Origin of the sequence: Liquorilactobacillus sp. (assembly GCF_047719775.1) — a bacterium.
Classification (GTDB): Bacteria; Bacillota; Bacilli; order Lactobacillales; family Lactobacillaceae; genus Liquorilactobacillus.
The window spans coordinates 16725-37516 of sequence record NZ_JBDNTS010000008.1 but is presented as its reverse complement, the minus strand read 5'-3'; the positions used below and the strand labels follow the sequence as shown (position 1 = coordinate 37516).

Annotated in this window: 19 protein-coding genes; 15 read left to right on the top strand and 4 right to left on the bottom strand. The window is 35.1% G+C overall.

The features are described 5' to 3' along the window. The first annotated feature begins 57 nt into the window (after positions 1 to 57). The 12 genes from ABF682_RS05940 to ABF682_RS05885 all read left to right on the top strand — a co-directional run bounded on the left by ABF682_RS05940 (position 58) and on the right by ABF682_RS05885 (position 11587). Positions 58 to 819: a DeoR/GlpR family DNA-binding transcription regulator gene (locus ABF682_RS05940; protein WP_289979110.1), complete on the top strand. Its 762-nt coding sequence runs from the start codon at positions 58 to 60 to the stop codon at positions 817 to 819. A gap of 25 nt (positions 820 to 844) precedes the next feature. Further along, a complete protein-coding gene (gene lacA, locus ABF682_RS05935) occupies positions 845 to 1273 on the top strand; it encodes a galactose-6-phosphate isomerase subunit LacA (RefSeq protein ID WP_289979109.1) in 429 nt (142 codons plus the stop codon). A gap of 33 nt (positions 1274 to 1306) precedes the next feature. Continuing rightward, positions 1307 to 1825, top strand: a complete 519-nt coding sequence (lacB, locus tag ABF682_RS05930; RefSeq protein WP_289979108.1) for a galactose-6-phosphate isomerase subunit LacB — start codon at positions 1307 to 1309, stop codon at positions 1823 to 1825. Positions 1826 to 1838: 13 nt separating this feature from the next. Beyond that, positions 1839 to 2840: a tagatose-bisphosphate aldolase gene (gene lacD, locus ABF682_RS05925; protein WP_289979106.1), complete on the top strand. Its 1002-nt coding sequence runs from the start codon at positions 1839 to 1841 to the stop codon at positions 2838 to 2840. 113 nt (positions 2841 to 2953) lie between these two features. Beyond that, entirely contained in the window at positions 2954 to 3757 is an 804-nt protein-coding gene (locus tag ABF682_RS05920; protein WP_415619255.1) for an aldose 1-epimerase family protein, read from the top strand. 96 nt (positions 3758 to 3853) lie between these two features. Continuing rightward, complete coding sequence (locus tag ABF682_RS05915) at positions 3854 to 4534, top strand: DUF4867 family protein (RefSeq protein ID WP_289979101.1); 681 nt, start codon at positions 3854 to 3856, stop codon at positions 4532 to 4534. A gap of 21 nt (positions 4535 to 4555) precedes the next feature. After that, positions 4556 to 5497, top strand: a complete 942-nt coding sequence (locus tag ABF682_RS05910; RefSeq protein ID WP_289979099.1) for a hexose kinase — start codon at positions 4556 to 4558, stop codon at positions 5495 to 5497. A 349-nt stretch (positions 5498 to 5846) separates the two neighbouring features. Next, positions 5847 to 7169 (top strand): Sapep family Mn(2+)-dependent dipeptidase, encoded by a 1323-nt coding sequence (locus ABF682_RS05905; protein WP_289979098.1) that lies wholly within the window; start codon positions 5847 to 5849, stop codon positions 7167 to 7169. Positions 7170 to 7271: 102 nt separating this feature from the next. Beyond that, on the top strand, positions 7272 to 8918 hold the full coding sequence (locus tag ABF682_RS05900; protein ID WP_289979097.1) for a peptide ABC transporter substrate-binding protein: 1647 nt from the start codon (positions 7272 to 7274) through the stop codon (positions 8916 to 8918). A gap of 22 nt (positions 8919 to 8940) precedes the next feature. Then, positions 8941 to 9855: an ROK family protein gene (locus ABF682_RS05895; RefSeq protein ID WP_289979095.1), complete on the top strand. Its 915-nt coding sequence runs from the start codon at positions 8941 to 8943 to the stop codon at positions 9853 to 9855. A gap of 15 nt (positions 9856 to 9870) precedes the next feature. After that, the gene (locus ABF682_RS05890; protein WP_415619254.1) at positions 9871 to 10836 is read left to right on the top strand and encodes a N(4)-(beta-N-acetylglucosaminyl)-L-asparaginase; all 966 of its coding nucleotides are present in this window, start codon (positions 9871 to 9873) and stop codon (positions 10834 to 10836) included. A gap of 7 nt (positions 10837 to 10843) precedes the next feature. Beyond that, positions 10844 to 11587 (top strand): copper homeostasis protein CutC, encoded by a 744-nt coding sequence (locus ABF682_RS05885; RefSeq protein ID WP_415619293.1) that lies wholly within the window; start codon positions 10844 to 10846, stop codon positions 11585 to 11587. A gap of 951 nt (positions 11588 to 12538) precedes the next feature. Here the strand turns inward: ABF682_RS05885 and ABF682_RS05880 are convergent. The 4 genes from ABF682_RS05880 to ABF682_RS05865 all read right to left on the bottom strand — a co-directional run bounded on the left by ABF682_RS05880 (position 12539) and on the right by ABF682_RS05865 (position 16926). Beyond that, positions 12539 to 13456: an aldose 1-epimerase family protein gene (locus ABF682_RS05880; RefSeq protein ID WP_415619253.1), complete on the bottom strand. Its 918-nt coding sequence runs from the start codon at positions 13454 to 13456 to the stop codon at positions 12539 to 12541. Between the two features lie 90 nt (positions 13457 to 13546). Further along, on the bottom strand, positions 13547 to 14323 hold the full coding sequence (locus ABF682_RS05875) for a DeoR/GlpR family DNA-binding transcription regulator (RefSeq protein ID WP_415619252.1): 777 nt from the start codon (positions 14321 to 14323) through the stop codon (positions 13547 to 13549). A gap of 262 nt (positions 14324 to 14585) precedes the next feature. Then, positions 14586 to 15425 carry a class II fructose-bisphosphate aldolase gene (locus tag ABF682_RS05870; protein WP_289979089.1) on the bottom strand — a complete coding sequence of 280 codons (840 nt, stop codon included), beginning with the start codon at positions 15423 to 15425 and terminating at the stop codon, positions 14586 to 14588. A gap of 100 nt (positions 15426 to 15525) precedes the next feature. Then, a complete protein-coding gene (locus ABF682_RS05865) occupies positions 15526 to 16926 on the bottom strand; it encodes an MFS transporter (protein WP_415619251.1) in 1401 nt (466 codons plus the stop codon). A gap of 412 nt (positions 16927 to 17338) precedes the next feature. Between ABF682_RS05865 and ABF682_RS05860 the strand changes: the two genes are divergently transcribed. Genes ABF682_RS05860 through ABF682_RS05850 form a run of 3 tightly spaced genes read left to right on the top strand, consistent with a single transcriptional unit; the run spans position 17339 to position 20791 of the window. After that, positions 17339 to 18766, top strand: a complete 1428-nt coding sequence (locus ABF682_RS05860) for an MFS transporter (RefSeq protein ID WP_415619250.1) — start codon at positions 17339 to 17341, stop codon at positions 18764 to 18766. Next, entirely contained in the window at positions 18759 to 19811 is a 1053-nt protein-coding gene (locus ABF682_RS05855) for an NAD(P)-dependent alcohol dehydrogenase (RefSeq protein ID WP_415619249.1), read from the top strand. Before ABF682_RS05860 ends, ABF682_RS05855 begins: the two co-directional genes overlap by 8 nt. A gap of 20 nt (positions 19812 to 19831) precedes the next feature. After that, positions 19832 to 20791, top strand: a complete 960-nt coding sequence (locus ABF682_RS05850; RefSeq protein WP_289979084.1) for a carbohydrate kinase family protein — start codon at positions 19832 to 19834, stop codon at positions 20789 to 20791. Position 20792 lies beyond the last annotated feature (1 nt).

Genomic DNA, 20792 nt, shown 5'->3' with positions numbered 1-20792 from the left:
TGCTACAATAAACAAAAACAAACATAAAATGCGTAAAAATGAAAGGGATGCAAGTAATTGTTAAAAAAAGAAAGATTGTTAACTATTTTAGAAACTGTCAATCAAAGGGGGATTGTAACAGTTACTGATTTAATTGAAAATTTAAAAGTATCAGATATGACAATCAGAAGAGATTTGGATGAGTTGACTAAGAGTGGCAAACTTATTAGAATCCATGGCGGAGCACAGAGTATCCAAAGTGATGCTTCAACTGAACTTTCGCATAATGAAAAAAAAGAAATTCATATTCAGGAAAAAATTGCGATTGCACAAAAAGCAGCAACTTTAATGAAGAATAAAGATACTATTTATGTTGGACCAGGAACGACGCTAGAGTTAATGTGCAAGTATATTGAAGGTGTACAGGATTTAAGAATCGTGACGAACAGTTTGCCCATTTTTGAAACATTGAAAGATAATGAACAAGTTGACTTGATATTAATTGGAGGGGCTTATCGGGAACGTTCAGGAGCGTTTATTGGTGGTTTGACTAACACAATGCTATCGCAGTTTAAATTTGATTATGCATTCATCGGAGTAAATGGGATTCACAGTGATAGCATAATGACCGCAAATTTGGAAGAAGGTGATTCTCAAAGAATTGCTTTAAATAATGCACAGCAGAAAATAATTGTGGCTGATTACCATAAGCTTAATAAAGATGATTTTTATAAATTTTATGATTTATACGATATTGACTGTTTAATCACAAACAAAGAAATCGGCAAGGAAAAGCTTAAACATTATCAACAGTTTACGACAATAGTTGTTACTGATTAATTATAGACATGGGAGGATTTAGCAAATGAAAATTGCATTAGCAGCAGACAAAGATGGCTTTACTTTAAAAGAACATATTAAAACTTTTTTGAGACAAAAAGATTATGAGATTTTAGATTTATCAGAAAAACCAGCAAATGATTTTATTGATTCATCTGTGGAACTTGCACATATTATTTTGGATAAAAAAGCTGATCGTGGTGTGATGTTTGATGAATATGGACTAGGGTCAGCAATGGCAAGTAATAAAGTTCATGGTATGGTGACTGCAAATGTTAGTGAAGAAAATACCGCACATATGACAACGCAGCATAATGGAGCAAAGGCAATTGCAATTGGGGCAGGGATTGTTGGTGAAAGGCTTGCTGAACAAATTGTTACTGCATATTTAAGTGTTGATTATGCAGGTGGTAGACACCAAATTAGGCTTGATATGCTAGAAAAAATGTATTAAAAAATTTGTAGTTTATTTAGGAGGGATAGAACTATGATTATTGCACTTGGAAACGATCACATTGTTACAGATGTTAAAATGCAAATTTCGGATTTCTTAAAAGCAAGTGGACACCAAATAATTGATGTTGGTACTTATGATAATACGAGAACACATTATCCAATTTATGGGTTAAAAGTAGCTGATTTAGTTCGGGATGGCAGAGCTGATCTCGGGGTAGTTCTTTGCGGCACAGGTGTTGGAATTTCTACTGCGGCCGATAAAAATATTGGCATTCGGGCTGCATTAGTAGGTGATGTAGCATCTGCAAAGTACGCAAAAGAGAAATTAAATGCAAATGTGATTTCCTTTGGTGGAGCGGTTGTAGGGGAGCATTTGGCAGAAGATATTGTGGCAGCATTTATAAAGACTGAATATCAAGCAACAGCAGAGAATAGAAAGCTGGTAGAAAAAATCAATCAGGTTGAACAAGACAATACGGATCAACATGATAATCCACATTTTTTTGATCATGAAATGAATTTATGGTCTGAAGGATATTATCATGACTGAGGGGGGATACTAGTTGAATACTTTAATTAATAGTAGTGGAGAAAAGAAAATGAGGTTAGAACATATTACAAATGAAAACGGTATCATTTCAGCGTTAGCTATTGATCAGCGTGGTTCATTGAAAAAAATGTTGGCTTCAGCTGCAGGAGAAACAAGTAATGAAACGGATATTGTAGAATTTAAGGAATTGATTTCGAGTGAATTAACCCCATATGCTTCTGCAATTTTGTTAGATCCAGAGTATGGATTACCAGCAGCAGAAAAACGTGCTGAAAATGCAGGATTGTTAATTGCCTATGAAAAAACGGGGTATGATATAACTGCTCCTGGTAGAATGCCCGATTTATTAGCGGATTGGTCTGCTTTGAAATTAAAAGAGGCTGGGGCAGATGCAGTTAAGTTTATGCTCTACTATGATGTCGATGAAGATAATGAGATAAATCGTCAAAAACAAGCATTTGTTGAACGTATTGGGGCAGAGAGTGCTTCTGTAAATTTGCCTTTCTTCTTAGAATTAATGTCTTATGATACCAAAATTTTGAATACAAAGAGTCAAGCGTATGCAAAAATCAAGCCACATAAAGTTAATGAAATGATTAAGGAATTTTCCCAAGAACGGTATCAAGTAGATGTTTTAAAGGTGGAAGTTCCAGTTGATATGACATTTGTGGAAGGATTTAATGAAAACAATAAAAGTGTTTATTCTAAAAGAGAGGCAGCTTTATTTTTCAAAAAACAGGCGGAACTAACAAATAATATACCGTTTATTTTTCTGAGTGCAGGGGTTAGTGCACAATTATTTCGAGATACATTGAATTTTGCGGCTCAATCAGGTTCAACTTTTAATGGGGTTCTTTGTGGTCGAGCTACTTGGAGAGGTGCAGTTGATCCTTTTGCCAAAGAAGGTAATGAATCTGGAAAGCGCTGGTTAGATACTGTGGGACGTAAAAATATTGAGGAGTTAAATAAAGTGTTGCAGGAAACTGCTAATTCAGTGTTTGAAAAGCTTAAGTAGTTGCCGTTGCCCAGTAAGAGAAGCAAACGTGTATTTTATCGGGGGCTTCTCTTACTTTTTTTGCATTAAAAATTTGTTGGAAATAATTAATACCAGTTTAGGAGATGAAATATATGATTGTCACAATTGAAAATCAAAATTTTCAAGCGATAATTGATTCCGTGGGAGCCCAGCTTATCCATCTGTATGAAAAACAAGAGGATTTTGATTATATTTGGAATAATGAGAGTTGGAATAAACATGCGCCAGTGTTATTTCCCGCAATTGGTCGTTCAAATCAAGACAAATATTTACTTAATAATAAAGAATATAAAATGCCTCAACATGGTTTTATAGCAAATCAAGAATTTAAAATTATAACTCATACAAAAAATACAGTAACTTTTGCGGTTAGTGAAAATACGGAAACTTACAAATTATATCCGTTTGCTTTCAATCTAATGATAACTTTTGTTCTTTTATCTAGTGGGTTATCTATCTCGTTTTCTGTGAAAAATAATACTACTATACAGATGCCCTTTTCGCTGGGATCGCATCCAGCGTTTAACGTTCCATTAGATGGGAAAGGAAAATTCGATGATTATTTTTTAGAATTTGATGGTGATTTTCAATTACCACTGGAAAGTTATGAAATTATAAAAAATCCTGTACCATATAGAACCGGGAAGGCCGAATTTTTCTCTGAAAATAAAAAAATCAAATTAAGTTATAAATTATTTGAAAAAGGACTACGAATTATTTCAAATTCTAATGTCAAAAAAGTGAAATTATTTTCAGTGTATTCTGACCATTTTGTGATAATTAATTTAGAAGATTTTGCGAATATCTGTTTGTGGACGAAGGAAACGGAAAATTTAGCATTTATGTGTATTGAACCATTTAATGGATTACCAGACGTTATCGGTAATTCCTGTTGACTGGAATAAAAAAGAAGCAGGTTATAAATTAGCTCCTGGAAAAACGAAAACGATGAAGTATGAAATTTCTTTGAAATAGTAAAGTGAGGTAATTAGATGCAAGAGAAACAAATGTTACTAAAATTGCAACAAAGAAATCCTGAATATCAAATTAAAAAAATTGATCAAAATGGGTTTAATGATTATGGAAATTTATTACAAGAATATGATTTAACGGATATAAAAAAATTTTTTGGGAAAAAAATATGTTGTGCAAAAAATGGAAATTTTTATAATCCATCAAATAATTATTTAGAGAATATGGAAACGATTGAGAAAATTGGATATGATATCTACGCAGGAATGAATTTCACGGCTGGAGAATGTACCGGACAAACTCAAAGCTTTTCAGCAGTTGAGTATCATCAAGGAAGTGAAATCAATATTATGCTAACGGATGTCGTAATGGTTTTAGGAAAGAGAAATCAAATCATAAATGGGTTCTTTAATGCGGCGAAAGATGCAACTTTATTCTTCATTCCAGCAGGAACAGTAATTGAAATGTATGGTGATACACTGCACTATAGTCCCATAAAGGTTCATCAAGAAGGATTTAAGGCGGTTGTAATGGTATTACAAGGAACTAATCAAGCTTTACCAAATAATTTCTGCTCAGAGAATACATGGATTGTTAAGAAAAATAAGTTTCAAGCAGCACATGCCATTAGAAAAGATAAAATTGCAAAAGGAGTTATTGTGGGAGTTTCAGGAGAACTAATTAAATTGAAACAAATTTAATTATTAAAGGGGATGAATTGAATGATTTTGACAGTAACAATGAATCCATCAATTGATATGGCCTATGATTTATCAAGCTTACAGCTAAACAAAGTCAATCGAGCCATTGCAGTTCATAAAACAGCTGGAGGCAAGGGGCTAAATGTAACACGAGTAATAGGTCAAATGAATCAGCCTGTAATGGCTACTGGAATATTGGGTGGACGTTTTGGAGAATATATTTCCGATAAATTAGCAGAAGAAAAAATTGAAAGTCAGTTTACAAATACTGCAGGAGAAACACGTAATTCAATCGCATTATTACATGATGGAAATCTACAGACAGAAATATTAGAAAAAGGACCAATAATTACTGAAGAAGAGCAAAAAATATTTCTGGAAAATTTTAATTATTTACTAGGAAAAGTTAATTTAGTAACAATTTCTGGAAGCTTACCAAAAGGTACTAAAGCTAATTTTTATGCTGAATTAATAAAGGCTGCTGCTAAGAAACATGTGGATGTAATATTAGACACATCGGGTCAATCATTAGTTGATGCAATTAATGGGAAGCAATTGCCATTATTGATAAAGCCAAATGCTGCAGAATTAGGAATACTGATTCATCAAGAAGTTACAGACCATGATACTGAGAAAGTTATTAAGGCATTAAAAGCAAAGATCTTCTCTAGACTAACCTGGGTTTCAACTTCATTGGGAAGCAATGGAGCAATTGTAAAGTGTCGCGACGTTTTATATCGTGCGGAAATTCCTAAAGTAAAAGCAATTAATCCTGTTGGATCTGGAGATGCTTCTTTAGCAGGATTAGCAATAGGGATAACATTAGGAAAAAGTCCAAGTGATATTATTAAAACTTCTATGGCACTGGGCATTTTAAATGCGCTGGAACCAGAAACCGGTAAAATTAATGCTAATAATTTTAAAAAATATTTTGATCTAGTTAAGGTGTATAGAATAAATTAATTGTGAACTAAATAATTCTTAATTTAATAATTAAAGCAGTGAAGTTTCTTGATCAGAGTATCTCTTTATTTTTAGTAATTAGATGGAAAGGATTTCACTCAAACTATGTGTTTGTTCTAAATCGTAAGTGATTTTCAATTATAATTTTCGAGAATATTGTCATAAGCAATCTTATTAATTCCCTTCAACCGGAAATGATGAAATTGCTTTTTTAATACACCAATAATATTGAACCTTTAAGAGTGAGAATTAGCGAATAGATGCTTTTATTAGAAAACAATCATTTTTGCAGTAAAATATATGTTAATATTAAAATTGTCTAATAAAATCTTTGATAGGGGTGCAAAAAATGAAGTTAGAGGACTTAAGGAACAAAATTGATAAAAACATGGTTTATTATCAGACATTGTTGAAGAAGGTTATTAAAATTCCCAGTGTTAAAGGGGAACCACTTGCTCAGGCACCGTTTGGTAAACAACCGCGCAAGGTTTTGCAGCAAGTTTTAATAATTGCAGAACAATTAGGGCTTAAAACGAAACAGTTAAACGATCAAGTTGGGTGGGCAGAATTAACTGGAGAAAGTGTTGATTATGTTGCAGCTTTAGGACATTTAGATGTAGTAGCAGCTCCAGCACAAGGATGGAAGACAGATCCTTTTGATTTGGCAATAAAGGATGATTACATGTATGGGCGAGGAGTATTGGATAACAAAGGGCCAATCATGGGGGCATTATTTGCTTTAGCGTTATTGAAAGAAGAAGGATTCAAGCCCAAACAGAGTATTAGAGTTATTTTTGGAACGGATGAAGAATCGGGCAGTAGGGATATGAAAACTTATAATTTAAGCGAAAACCCTCCTATTGCGGGCTTTACTCCAGATGGTAAATATCCAGTTGTCTATGCAGAAAGAGGCATGCTTGGTTTGTCACTAACGACTGACATCAGTGATAACAGTGACGTAAATTTGTCAGAAGTTAGTGGCGATTTTTCAGCGAGCTACATTCCAGATAAAGCTAAAATTAAATTTTCATCTGGAGAAATTAAGGATTATTTTGGGAAAAAATCGCCTAGTAATGCACCAGACTTGGGAGAAAATGCTTTATTGAAGTTGGCAGTAGAACAGCAATCTTTATCAGGACAATTGGGTGAAGTAATGAATTGGTTATACCGAGCAACTGCAGACACATCTGGGAAGAAAATAAATATTAGTTTCACTGGTAAATCTTCTGGAAAATTACAATGTAGTGTTTATGGGATGCTTTTTAGTAAACATCAAAGCAAAATTTGTTTTTCGATTCGATATCCCATTGAGTTAACCAAGCAGAAGTTATTGGATAGATTAAAAAAGCAGATGCCAAGTGAAAGCCAGTTGACTATTGTACGTGAAGTTGCACCACTTTATCATTCACCAAATATGCTGATGATTAAAATAATGCAGCAGGTTTATGAAGATGTTACTGGGCAAGATGGCTCGCCTGTGACTACGACAGGGATTACGTACGCACGCTTTTTATCAAATATTGTCGCTTTTGGTCCGTCTTTTCCGGGTCAGCGTGGGATAGCGCACAAGGAGAATGAATGGTTAAAAATATCGGATTGGAAGAAGATAATTACCATGGAGTATTTAACATTGAGAGCATTAGCTGAGCGAGAAGACAAAGATTTTTATTAAAAAATGGGAAAATTATAAATTTAAGTTGCTTTTATTCTAATTATAATTTAATATATTAAAAGTAGATTAAATTACAATTAATATTATTGGGGGCTAGTTTTTATGATAACGAAGAAACGTTTTGGGGCTTTATTAGGAACTTTGGTAGTATGTACAGGACTACTAGCAGCTTGTGGTAACAAGAGCACGCAAACCAAGCATGTCTTGAATTTAGCTGTAAGCAGTGATCTTACAACAATGGATCCAGCACATGCATCTGATACAACTAGCATGCAAATGCTAGAAAATACAGGTGAAGGTTTTTTGCAATTAGGTAAAGACAGCAAAATTGAGAAGGAATTAGCAACTAAAATTTCTACTTCGAAAGATGGTTTAGTGTACACCTTTACATTGCGAAAGAATGCTAAATGGAGTAATGGAAAGGCAGTTACTGCAAAAGATTTTGTTTATGGTTGGCAAAGAACGGTTAATCCTAAAACAGCTTCAGAGTATGCTTATCTTTATTCGGGAATCAAAAATGCCGATGCAATTATGAATGGTAAGCAAAACTATAAGACGTTAGGGATTCAAGCATTAGGTAAATATAAAGTTCAAGTAACTTTGGAACATCGGATTTCTTATTTCAAATTATTGATGGCGATGCCTGTATTTTATCCACAAAATCAGCAATCAGTTGAAAAATATGGTTCTAAGTATGGGACCAACTCAACCAAAACCATTTCGAATGGACCTTTTATTTTGAAAAATTGGAAGGGAACAAATGAAAAATGGAAATTAGAAAAAAATAGCAACTATTGGGATAAAAAAGCGGTTCATCTTACAGCTATCAACTTCCAAGTAGTTAAGTCACCATCAACCGGTTTAAACTTGTTTCAAACAGGGAAATTGGATCAAACTCAATTATTGGGTAATCAAGTTGCGAATAAAAAGAAATCCAAGAATTATGTTTTAAATAAATCTGCAACATCTATCTATCTGCAGTTTAATCTTAAAAATCCAACAGACAGTGATCTGAAAGCTGCATTCAACAATGTTAATATTCGTAAAGCCCTTTCATTGGTTTTAGATCGTAATCAGCTCACTAAAAAAGTTTTGGCTGACGGTTCATTATCCGCTAAGGGATTCGTAACAGCTGATTTATCTAAGAATCCAAAAACAGGTGCGGATTTTGCTAGTCAAGCATATGTTAAGAGTGGTGTATCCTATAACAAGACGCTTGCTAAAAAATATTGGGAAAAAGGGCTGAAACAACTTGGAGTTTCTAAGCTGAAAGTTGGACTTTTGAGTGATGATGATGATTCTTCAAAACAAACGGCTGCATTTATTCAAAGCAAATGGGAGAGTCTCCTTCCAGGATTATCGGTAGATGTTCAGAGCATCCCTAAGGCAGTGAGAATTTCTCGCTCAGAAAAAGGTAACTTTGATATTGTTATATCCGGTTGGGGAGCTGACTTTTCAGATCCAATCACATTTTTAAATCTTTATCAGGCTGGAAATTCAGGTAATGCTGGCGGATATGATAATTCAAGTTATAATAAACTAATTGATGACATTAATAACAATCCATCAAATAATGAGGTAGTTCGCTGGGACAATATGGTTAAAGCAGAAAAAATATTGATGAATGATCAGGTAATGATTCCACTGTATCAAAGATCGAATTCCTTTTTGCAAAGTAATAAAATTAAAGATTTGATTGTAAATACAGCTGGACCTGCTCATAATTATAAGGGAGTATATCTTAAATAATTAGCCATTGGAGGACCACAAGTTGAATTTTCTATCAATAGACATTGGGGGAACAAACCTTAAATATGCATTGGTTAATGAGTTTGGTCAGATTATTATCAAGGGGACCAATGCAATTAATACACAAGATGAGATCCAATTTTTAAAATCTCTATATAAAATTATTGATTTGCATGGACAAGATATTCAAGGCATTGGATTTAGTTTACCGGGGGTTGTTGATCCCTTGGCTAAGAAGCTTCTTTCATCAGCTCGTTTGTCCTTTTTAGAAAAAAGTGAGTTCTTTAACGAGCTGCAAACAAAGTATGGAATGCCAGTTACCATTGAAAATGATAGTAATTGTGCTGCTTTAGCTGAAAAATGGCAGGGGAGTATTGCTGATGAAAATAATGCAGCAATGATTGTTTTAGGAACTGGAATTGGATCCTCAATCTTTTTGAATGGTCAATTAATTAGAGGAAATCACTTTGCTGCAAGTGAACCTAGTTTTATGGTTATTGATAAGAGCAAGACAGGTGTTAACCAAACCGCAGCGTTCTTATCAGCTGTTGGGATGATTGAAGATATTGGAACGCATCTGAGCTTGCCTAACGTAAAAGATGGTAGACGTGTCTTTGCTGCAATTATGGCTGGTGAAGAATATGCTTGGAAGACATTTGTTGACTTTTGTGATCAAGCAGCACTCCTAATGTATAACATTCAAAGTATTCTTGACTTGAACAAATTCGTGATTGGTGGGGGAATTAGCAGTCAACCAATTTTAATCAAACAATTACGAGTTTCGTTTGAAAAATGGCATAAAGTAACATTATTATCTGAACGAACAATTACGATTCCAGAAATAGTCAGTGCTCATTTCTATAATGACGCTAACTTGATAGGGGGAATTGTTCCTTTGATAAGGCAAATTAAAGAACAAAAAAGTGATGTACAGTAACGAGAGGAATTTAATATGTGGGGAATTATAGCTACATGGAGCATGTCGTTAGATAGTATTAAAAATGTTAGTCAAAAATTAAGTTTTAATGAAACAGCTGCTGATATGGTGGTATCGGCTGTTAAGCAAATTGAGGATTTTCCTTTTTATAAATCAGTTGGGTATGGTGGATTACCGAATGAAGAACAAGAGGTCGAATTAGATGCGTCATACATGGATGGGGATACTTTGTCAATTGGGGCAATTGGGGCAGTCAAGGATTTTGCCAACCCTGTGTTGATTGCTAAAAGCCTATCTCAAAGAAAAGTTAATAATTTTCTTGTTGGAACTGGTGCAGAAAAATATGCCAGCATTAATGGATTTCAAAGAAAAAATATGCTGACTAAAAGGGCTAAAGCTTTTTATGAAAAGAGAATTAAGCAAGAAGCAGAGGAGATTAAACCATATGCTGGTCATGATACAGTTGGAATGGTTTGCCTTGATGCTATGGGTTCGATGTCTTCTGCCACATCGACAAGCGGTCTTTTTATGAAGAAGGCTGGACGAGTGGGAGATTCACCGATTCCTGGCTCTGGATTTTATGTGGATAGTCAAGTTGGTGGTGCTAGTGCCACGGGTTTGGGTGAAGACATTATGAAGGGATGCTTGTCCTATGAAATAGTTCGGTTGATGAAAGAAGGAAAGAGTCCTCAGATTGCTTGTGACCAAGCAGTCTTTCAATTAGATAAGCAATTGAGAGAGCGGCAGTTAGTAGCAGGTGATATTTCGGTAGTGGCCATGAATAAAAAGGGTGGTTGGGGTTGTGCAACAAATATTAAAGATTTTTCATTTGTTATCGCAACTGCAGCTAATCCTAAACCGGTAGTATACGTGGCAAATGAATCTGATGGGCACACAAAAATCGAACCAGCGTCATCCAAGTGGTTGCAAGAGTATTTTGCGACACGTGGTATGCAAGCGAATGATTGCTTGAAGGGGTGAGGAGAAAATAAATATCTTAGAAGTTTGTTGTGGAGGATATGAAGACGCACTAAATGCTTCTGCTGCAGGAGCTGAACGAATTGAATTAAATAGTGCTCTTTTCTTAGGTGGTTTAACACCAACTTTAAGTTCTCTACGTTTAATTAAACAAAATACGAATTTAAAAGTTATTTGCATGGTTCGACCGCGGGGTTCTGGTTTTTGTTATAGTGAAGTAGAATTCCAAGAAATTCAAAATTCAGCAAGAATGTTGCTGGAAAATGGTGCAGATGGTTTATCTTTTGGATTTTTAACTAAGAATGCAAAAATTGACTTAGAAAAGACTAGAAAAATAGTTGAGCTGGTTCATTCATATAATAGGGAAGCGGTTTTTCACCGAGCATTTGATTGCTCAACTGCAGCAATGCAGAATATTTATAAATTGGTTGATTTAAAGATAGATCGCTTATTAACAAGTGGTCTCCATACTACCGCTTTTGAGGGTCGGCGATATTTACAACAGATGCAAACTGTATTTGGGCAGCAAATAGAAATTTTAGCTGGGAGTGGAATTAATCCAGCTAATGTTCTTCAAATAATGAATGAGACGGGTATTAAACAAGTTCATGCTTCCTGTACAGAATTAATTTCTGATCAAACAGCTCAAGGTAATCAAGCAGATTTTTCTTACTGGCCCATGCAGCCAAAAGGCAGTCACGAAGTGGTTTCGGAGTTTAAGGTAGAACAGTTATTGTCTGCTATTAATAAATAATAGGCAGTATTTGAATAATCTAAATCAAAAATATGAGCTTTGACAGCTCTGTTCGGCAAGGCTTTTATTTAAAGTAACTAATTAATAGCAACATTTATAGTTTTAAGTCTAAGAAAACTTAGTAATTTATTGCTAAAATTAATTAGATGGTATATAATTAAATAAAGTATGAATAGCGAAAACCAAGCTAGAATATACTTACTAGATTGGAATTAAGAGCTAGAACTAAAATATAAAGCAACACAATGGTTTGGGCTAAACCTTAGTAAAATAGAGTAAACTGCTGTCGAATACTGAAATGTATGAGATAAGTTATGCTTGTTCCTAGAAGCTCGGTACTTTAGTGCCGACGTAAGTCACAGAGACTTGGGTCAAAAATTAAATTTTGATCCAGTCTTTTTTGATTTTAAGAATATTTTTACTGTGCAAATTTTAGGAAGAATTTTCCATAATCTCACTTTGTTTTTGGGACTATAAAGTGAAATTAGTAATGAAGGTGATGTTTTAGAATGGTTCTTTAGTTCAACATTAGAATGAGGTTCTATTAAAGCACAGAAAGATGCCGTTAAAGTACAGCAAATTTAAGAAAATGTAATTGTAAGGTAAACTTAAAGACACGAAGTAAAGACCATGAATAGCATGCTACTTCGTTAAACAAATAACTGAGATTAAAATTCTTTGTTTAATTTTTGTAATGTATATTTATAATTATTAAGAAGAAAAGAAGCTGGTTAATTCAACCTAACAAAATGACAAATTGTCAGAATGTTGGAGATTGCACCAGCTTCTTTATATTGAATTGAGAAAATTTGCTCTATTAGCACCAAATATTACAGAACCGTCTTTTATAATAATTTATTTCGTCAGTAATGCTTGATAAAGAACTTAAAATTGCGTTTATCAAAGCAACCATTGAAGAGGATTAGTTATAAACTCATGTTCTTAAAAAAGCTATTTGCTAAAACTATTCAGAGAAGACGCCAATACATCAAAGCGAAATACCTCAGTTTTTTCAGGGGCTAAGAAATTATTAGCTTCTTTGTGTGACCAATCAACAGGATTGCCATAGATATCAGGTAAACCCTCAAATGGTTCCAGGCAGAGCAAGGAATGCTTAGTATTTTCCTTAGTCCATAAACATAGATAGCGGAAATCTTTAATATTTAATTGAATCTTTCGCTGAGTTTGAGAAGAAGCTAAAGTGACTGAATCAATTCCCTTATTTTCAATAATGACCAGCCCCTCAGCAAACATTGCGTAATTCAAATGTAGCTTTCCTTGACTGTAGTTAGGAACAGTAGCGAGGTCACCACGGCGAAACGGATATGGTTTCTTAATAATTTTGTAATATGATAATTTTGCTGGTGCAGGATCAAATGACAAGGTATAGTCAGTAAACTCACCCTGATGGTTAATTGGGACATTGAATCCAGGATGATTACCAAGTGAAAAGGGCATTACTTCTTTTCCACAGTTTTTCACTTCGAATTTCCAATGCAAACCATTGTCATCTATTGTTGCTAAGACGGTTAATTCAAAAGTAAATGGATACATTTTTTTAGTTTTTTCATCAGCAGAAAGAGTCATGATTACCTTGTCATGCGACTTAGCAACGATTGTAAAGACGAAATCTGATGCAAAGCCGTGTTGTGGCATAGAATACGTCTTTCCGCGATAAACATAACTGTCCTGATTAGAGCGTCCAATAGCTGGGAATAAGATACCGGGGAAAGTAACTGGTTTATCTGACTTATGGAGAGCATTATCCCACACATAATCGTAACCGCTTGCTCGATCAATTAGATGAACTAATCGAACTCCAATCTCGTCAATATTAGCAATGAACTTGGTACTTTCAATAGTTTGCATAATCCACATCTCCTCGTTTTTGAAAACGAATATTTTTGATGAATATTGCCGATGATATGAAGTATGTTTAATGCCTGCTTTAATTGTAGTTTATGATATTGTTACTTGTGGATAATGCACGCTAATACCCAATTTAGTAAAGAAATCAAGCCAAATTGGTGAGGGCTTCTGATCAGTAATGATATCTGTAACTACATTAAAGTCACCAAGCTTCACAAAAGCTTTTTTATCAAATTTTGATAGATCTGCTAGTAAAATAACTAGATCAGCTTGATCAATCATTAATCGCTTTAAACGCGCTTGAGTCTCATTGGTATCAGTAATTCCTGTTAACATATCAATCCCCTTACAGCTTATGACAGCAGCTTCAGTGTTATAACGACGAACTGAACTCTCTGCAAGCTCACCTTCATAACTAAGAGATTGCTTATTTAGCATACCACCGGTTGAAACAACATTAACTTTTGAAATGAAAAGTTCGCGACTCATTTCAGCTGAATTACTTACAATTATCAAATCGTTCCGTTCTTTTAACAATTTAACCGTTTCCATTACTGTCGAACTAGAATCGGCAAAAATTGTGTGTTTATCCCTCAAAATTTTTGCAGCAGTAATTGCAATCTGCTTTTTCTCTTCCACTTTCTCAGAAGCCCGCTTAAAAAATGGAATGTTTGAAACGGTTTGAACGCTGTTAAGCACAGCTCCACCATATGTGCGAGTAATGAAGCCCTCTGCCTCGAATTTGTCTAAGTCACGCCTAATAGTCTCTTCTGTTACCCCAAAACGTGCGCTCAAATCTGATATAACAACTTTTTTATCATTCAACAGCATCTGTTTGATTATTGGATGTCGATTTTTACTGGTCATAACTTCACCCCCTAACAATTGTTGATATAGTTACTAATTGTGAACTAATAAATACCAGTTTATTATACCATTAAAAAGCAGCCAATACGCTTGCTTTATCTCATCGGATAGTGCATTTTGAACAGTTTTATAAAAAAAGCGGGGTTGAGTCAAAAGTTAAATTGTGACCCAGCTCCCCTAATTTATTACGGATAAACGTGTTTCATAAGTCAAACTTCTCCGACTTATGTCACACTCACATTGATTCAAGTTTTAGAAGCGATTAATCTTCTTCTTTATCCTGATCACCCATTAATACAATTTTTTCCATTGCACGTTGTTTAACAGCTTCACGAACATATTTTTGTAATTCTAAGTATGGCAAGGTTTCGTGCTCACGAATTGAATCGCTGGCTGCCAAACCTAGTTCAGTGTGGATGTTAACTTTGCAGATTCCTAAAGAAACGGCTTTTTTAACATCATCATCAGGAATACCGGAAGCACCATGTAATACTAATGGAACCTCAACAGCATTGCGGACTGACTTCAAGACATCAAAGGCAATTTTTGGCTTTGCAGAATATACACCGTGAACATTACCAATCGCAACTGCTAATGAGTCACAACCTGTTCGTTCAACAAATTCAGCAGCTTTGTCTGCTTCAGTGTAGTGATACTGTGCTAAAGCATCCTCGTAAACTTTTTCACGACCAACATGTCCTAATTCTGCTTCAACAGGAACACCAAGTGGATGGAAGTAATCGACGACTTCTTTAGTTTCACTAACATTTTCTTCGAATGGTAATGCAGATGCATCACGCATAACTGAGTTCATTCCATAATTGTATCCATTCTTAACAATATCCATGCTCCGACCATGATCCCAGTGAGTAATCACATGAACATGAGCATGTTTAGCCATCGAAACCATCATGCTGGCGTATTCTTCAAAAATTGTGTTATCAATGAAACCGGTACCGAAAGAGATAATAATTGGAGCGTTCTTTTCTTCAGCTGCCTCCATAACACCTTCGAGCATTTCAACGTTCCAAACATTAAAATGAGGAATGGCGAATCCACCTTTTTGTGCTTTCTTTTCCCAATAATCGATATTTGCTAACATAATTATGATCTCCTTATAAAATATTTTTAAAATTTATTACCAGAATAATTAATTGAAACTTTCTTTCACTTCACCAGTTAATCAGATTCTCAAACACTACTTATTTGGTAGTAACTTTGCCGTCCATATCGGCTTTACCAATATCTTCAACGGATTCATTCCGAGTTTCAATACCTAAAGCCATGATAATAACTGCAGTGATTAATGATATGGCACCCAAAAAGATAAACACACCAGTCACACCCGTGGTAGTTAACAGATAGGCCACGGCATATGGAGCTAAAATACCACTAATCCGGCCAACTGAATTGGCTAAACCTGAACCTCTTAGTTTTGCAGCAGTTGGCCAAATTTCTGGAACATAGACAGCAGAGGCATAACAAACATACATATATACAAAGATAATGAGAAAGAAACCTAGTACAGAAATCATCGTCATGCTCTTCTGGAGGGAGTAAAGATAGCCAAGTATAGCAATGATGATCAGTAAGCCGCTTCCCATTATTTTTCGCGGAATTCGATCAATGATCAATACGGCAATGAAAATTCCAATGGGGGCACCAAACATACTCATAGTGTTTAGCAGCACTGAATTTTTTAAATTGATTCCCTGACTCAAGAAAATTGTTGGTAACCAGTTGATTAAGGTATATTGAACGACATTCATCGAAACCAAAATAAGTGAACCCAAGATAACTCGCTTGAAAAGTTCACCCCTGAATAAATCACTGTAAGGAATCTGGATGACTTTTGGTTTTGCTTCGGCAAGAGTGTCATCAGCGATTTTTTCTAATTTTTTTCCAGTTGAACTTTCAACATTCTTTTCGATTTTATCTAAGATTACATTTGCTTCCGCATAACGACCCTTTGCCTCCAACCAACGAGGTGATTCTGGAAATTTGCGCCAAACTACCAAACATACAACGGTAGATAATATGGCAGGGATTACAAGTTGGATTCGCCAATTCATATTTGGTGTAACGAGTGGTGTAATAAACATGGCGATTAATGAACAAATTGGATAAGACCAGTTTCCGATGAAAGAGGCCCGTGAAGACCAAGTACCACGCATGCGAGATGGGACATATTCTGTGTAGCAAGCAAACAGTACAGTTAATAATGCACCAAGTGCAAACCCCATAACTATGCGAGTGATAATTAAAAAGGTCATGTTCGGTGATACGGCCCCCACTAGCATTGAACAAATATGCAGTGCAATGAAAAGTAGATAACTATTACGACGGCCAAATTTGTCACCGACAATTCCGCCAAGCAAGGCCCCAAAGAACATCCCAGCAGTGGTCAGTGACGAGAAAATTGCAGTTAATGTATTGTTCGTCCAACCAATTTCAGCCAACTGGGCTAACATTATTCCACCAATTGCATTACTCCAATTCACCAATAGTCCAAAAGCAACCATAGCGAATATTTGCCAATGAAATCTAGATGTTGGTAATCTATCTAATCGCTTACCAGCATGTGGTTGAGCATTATTATTCATTTTAAACCTCCTTAAATGGAAATCTTTGAAATCAACATCTTAACTTGAAGCGCTTTCAAATTATGATAAACATCTCCGCTGTCTATCAATAAAACTCAGTTTAGAACTCTAAATGTTGTTTGTCAACAATAAATATAAAAAACACAGATATTTTTGCAAACTTATTATTAGTTAATCATTTATCAATTAATTGCTATATATACAGTGATTAGGTTGATTAACTTTTAATAAATCAAATTTATTATGGAGTAAATAGATACTTAATAAGAGTTTTACAGCCCTGTTTTAACATTTTAGTCACAAATAAATATTTTTTTCTGACATTTTTTGATAAAACTATTGACTTTGTGTAACAGTTTGGCTAGAATCAAGTTGTCTTTGAAAACGCATACATAAAATGGAGGTGATCTTTTTGAATCAGAATGAATTATCCAAATTAGATCAATTACCGATTTCTAAGTGGCATTGGAAAATGTTTTTTCTCTTGGGACTAGGGCTGCAATTTAATGGTTTTTTAAATTCTTCAGGAAGTTCAATTTTAGCTGATTTAGTATCACGAGGTTGGTCAAATAATTATTATAATGCAATGTTCCAATCAGCTATGATGGTGGGTTTCTTTATTGGTTCATTACTTGGAGGGGCATTAGGTGATCGTATTGGCCGAAAATATGCATATGAGATTAGTATTGGTATCTTCGGTATTTTGGCACTAGTTGCGTCATTTTCACCAAATATCTTCTTTTTAATTACTTGTCGAGCTTTGATGGGAATTGGAATGGGGATGGGAATTGTGCTTGGATATGGTACCTTTACGGAATTAATGCCTGCTCATGTACGAGGTAAATGGTCTGCGCGAATTTCATTTTTGGGGAACCTATCACCTTTGATTGCTACTTTAGTTGGTTTTTTGGTTATTCCAAGAACAAGTTGGCGAATGATGTTTGTAATTGGCGGTATTTTGGCACTTGGTATTTTAATATTTATTGCGAAGTTTTTAGAAGAATCTCCTCGCTGGTATTTTAAAAACGGACGCGAAGCTGAAGGAAAAGCGGTCTTAAACGACATCGTCCAGTCAATTGAAACTGAGCGTGGTGAAAAAGTACACTTTAATATGTCGCTGGAAAAATTGGAAAAAATCGCCCATGAAACTGAGAGTCATGAAGAAAAAGTTCGATTTAGGGACTTTTTCCATGGTACTCTGGGACGTCGAACTTTAGTTTCTTCGATGACTTTGATTGCGATGAACTTGTCCCTTTATACAATCACTGTGTGGATTCCAATCATCTTTGTAGACAATGGCATCAATATTTTAAAATCATTATTAATGTCGACGCTTATTATGGTTGGGGCACCTCTTGGGGTCTTTGTTTCTTCATTAATAATGGATAAAATTCCACGTAAATGGTTTGGTGTGGGCTTTATTCTCGCTATTGCAGTGTTGGGATATGTTTATGCAAATCAGCGCACAGATATTGGGATTGTCACTATCGGTGTATTGTTAACGTTTATTCTGTATATCTATAATAGTTTTTCATCAGCTGTATATGCACCTGAGGTTTGGCCAACTCGCGAAAAAATGCGGGGATTGGGTATCGCGGATGCGATAGGGCGCTTAGCTTCAATTGTAAGCCCATTCCTGATTGCCTGGCTATTAACTGATTTTGGTGCAAAAATTGTTTTCTTAATCGTCGGTTTATTACTTGCAATTTGTGCTTTGATTCTTGCGATTTTTGGGATTGAAACGCGAAATAAATCTTGTGAAGAAATCGATGATCTCTTAAAAAAAGGTAATGATAGTTCAAAAAAAAATATTGATAAAGGAGAAATGAATTATGGATAACACCGTTGCAGTATTAGAAAAGCCCGGGAAGATGGTTATAAAGTCAATACCGGTAGTAGAACCAAAAAATGACGAATTATTAATTAAAATTGCTCAAGTCAGCATTTGCGGTTCGGATATGCATGGCTTTCAATTTGGCCCTTATTTACCTCCGAAGGATCCAAACACAATTGTTGAATTAGGCCATGAAGCTGCAGGCATTGTTATCAAGGTCGGTAGTAATGTAAAAAACTTCAAAGAAGGTGATCGAGTTGCTGTAGAGCCTGGTATTCCATGTGGTAAGTGCGAATTTTGCCGAACAGGTCATTACAATGTCTGTCCAAATGTCGATTTCTTGGCAACTGCACCTAATTATAAAGGGGCACTTACTAATTACATTACACATCCTGCTGAATGGACCCATCATCTACCAGATAGCATGAGTTTAGTCGAAGGCGCTCTAGTAGAACCGGCATCTGTTGGTGTTCATGCAATTGAAGCTGGTGGTAATGTTGTTGGAAAAAGCATTGTTATTCTTGGTTCTGGTGCTGTCGGTTTATTTGCAACAATGGTTGCTCGTCTAAGCGGTGCTAATAAGATTGTCGTAGTTGATGTTCTTGAAAATCGTTTGAAAAAAGCTAGAGAAGTAGGTGCTACGGCAACTTTTGATGGCCGTGACAAAGACATTGTTGAGAAAGTCAAAAAAATTGTTGGTCCTTATGGTGCTGATTTAGTTTATGAAACTGCTGGTGCAGTACCAACTGCAAAATTAGGTTTACAACTGGTTAAGTGGACTGGTACTTTCTTCATCGTTGGAACAATTCCAGATGAGGTTTCAGTTGATTTCTTAAAAATTAACCGCGAAGTCACGGTTCGTACTTTATTCCGTTATTGTAATGATTATGAAAAGACTATCAATTTGATTGAAAGCGGCAAATTAAATGTGCTTGGTATCACCGATAAATATTTCGATTACAAAAATATTCAAGAAGCATTTGATTTCGCTGTTAACCATAAATCTGATTTTCTAAAAGGTGTTATTACTGTTGATGGAAGCTTGAAATAGGGACTGGTGGGTGAGTAACAATGTCTAAATTTGATGTAATTTGTGTTGGCACTGCGATTGTTGATATTCCTTTATATCCGGTTAATCCTGATATTTTGGATCAAGTGTCCTTTCCCTTGGAAGATATCTCAATGAAAATTGGTGGGGATGCTATCAATGAAGCTACAATTATTGCCCGTTTGGGTAATCAAGTTGCTTTAATAAGTGCTGTCGGAAATGATAGTTCGGGAGACTTTATTGTTAATTCTGCAAAAGAAAATGACATAAATGTTGACCATTTAAAACAAAGTGATGATTTAACAACATCAATCAACATTGGATTGATCCATTCTGATGGTGAACGAACATTTCTAAATAACCGAAATGGCAGCCTTTGGAAAATGAGTATCAATGACATTGATGTTGATAGTATCAAGGATGCAAAAATTTTATCACTGGCTAGCATCTTCAATAATCCATTGCTCAATAATCGAGCACTAGTTAAGATTTTCAGACAAGCCAAGAGTCAAGGAATGATTATCTGCGCTGACATGGTTGCAAGTCGTTTGCATGAAAGATTAAACGATATTGCTGAGGCACTGAACTATGTTGACTATTTTTTCCCTAACTATGATGAAGCTTCAATGTTAACCGGTCTCACAGATTTAGATGAAATTGCAGATAAATTTATGTCTCTTGGTGTTAAGCATGTCGTAATTAAGATTGGTAAAAAAGGTGCATTCATTAAGAGTAAGAATGTGAGAACTATTGTTCCTGCTTTTCTTAATAAAGGAGCTATTCACATTGATACTACTGGCGCCGGTGATAATTTTGCTGCTGGTTTTATTTCTGAACTTGTTCAGGATAAGTCTTTTGAAGAATGTGCTCGTTTTGCTAGTGCTGTTGCTGCAGTTTCTGTGGAAGGTTTAGGAGCAACTGCAGGTGTAAAGAGTAAGCAACAAGTTAATCAAATGATTGCAAATTATAGTGTGAAAGGTTGAT

What these genes read in the sequence shown, in the direction of transcription:
- lacA (WP_289979109.1), top strand. Translation starts at nt 845, where the DNA reads ATGAAAATTGCATTAGCAGCAGACAAAGATGGCTTTACTTTAAAAGAA.
- lacB (WP_289979108.1), top strand. Translation starts at nt 1,307, where the DNA reads ATGATTATTGCACTTGGAAACGATCACATTGTTACAGATGTTAAAATG.
- ABF682_RS05920 (WP_415619255.1), top strand. Translation starts at nt 2,954, where the DNA reads ATGATTGTCACAATTGAAAATCAAAATTTTCAAGCGATAATTGATTCC.
- ABF682_RS05915 (WP_289979101.1), top strand. Translation starts at nt 3,854, where the DNA reads ATGCAAGAGAAACAAATGTTACTAAAATTGCAACAAAGAAATCCTGAA.
- ABF682_RS05910 (WP_289979099.1), top strand. Translation starts at nt 4,556, where the DNA reads ATGATTTTGACAGTAACAATGAATCCATCAATTGATATGGCCTATGAT.
- ABF682_RS05905 (WP_289979098.1), top strand. Translation starts at nt 5,847, where the DNA reads ATGAAGTTAGAGGACTTAAGGAACAAAATTGATAAAAACATGGTTTAT.
- ABF682_RS05900 (WP_289979097.1), top strand. Translation starts at nt 7,272, where the DNA reads ATGATAACGAAGAAACGTTTTGGGGCTTTATTAGGAACTTTGGTAGTA.
- ABF682_RS05890 (WP_415619254.1), top strand. Translation starts at nt 9,871, where the DNA reads ATGTGGGGAATTATAGCTACATGGAGCATGTCGTTAGATAGTATTAAA.
- ABF682_RS05880 (WP_415619253.1), bottom strand. Translation starts at nt 13,456, where the DNA reads ATGCAAACTATTGAAAGTACCAAGTTCATTGCTAATATTGACGAGATT.
- ABF682_RS05875 (WP_415619252.1), bottom strand. Translation starts at nt 14,323, where the DNA reads ATGACCAGTAAAAATCGACATCCAATAATCAAACAGATGCTGTTGAAT.
- ABF682_RS05870 (WP_289979089.1), bottom strand. Translation starts at nt 15,425, where the DNA reads ATGTTAGCAAATATCGATTATTGGGAAAAGAAAGCACAAAAAGGTGGA.
- ABF682_RS05865 (WP_415619251.1), bottom strand. Translation starts at nt 16,926, where the DNA reads ATGAATAATAATGCTCAACCACATGCTGGTAAGCGATTAGATAGATTA.
- ABF682_RS05855 (WP_415619249.1), top strand. Translation starts at nt 18,759, where the DNA reads ATGGATAACACCGTTGCAGTATTAGAAAAGCCCGGGAAGATGGTTATA.
- ABF682_RS05850 (WP_289979084.1), top strand. Translation starts at nt 19,832, where the DNA reads ATGTCTAAATTTGATGTAATTTGTGTTGGCACTGCGATTGTTGATATT.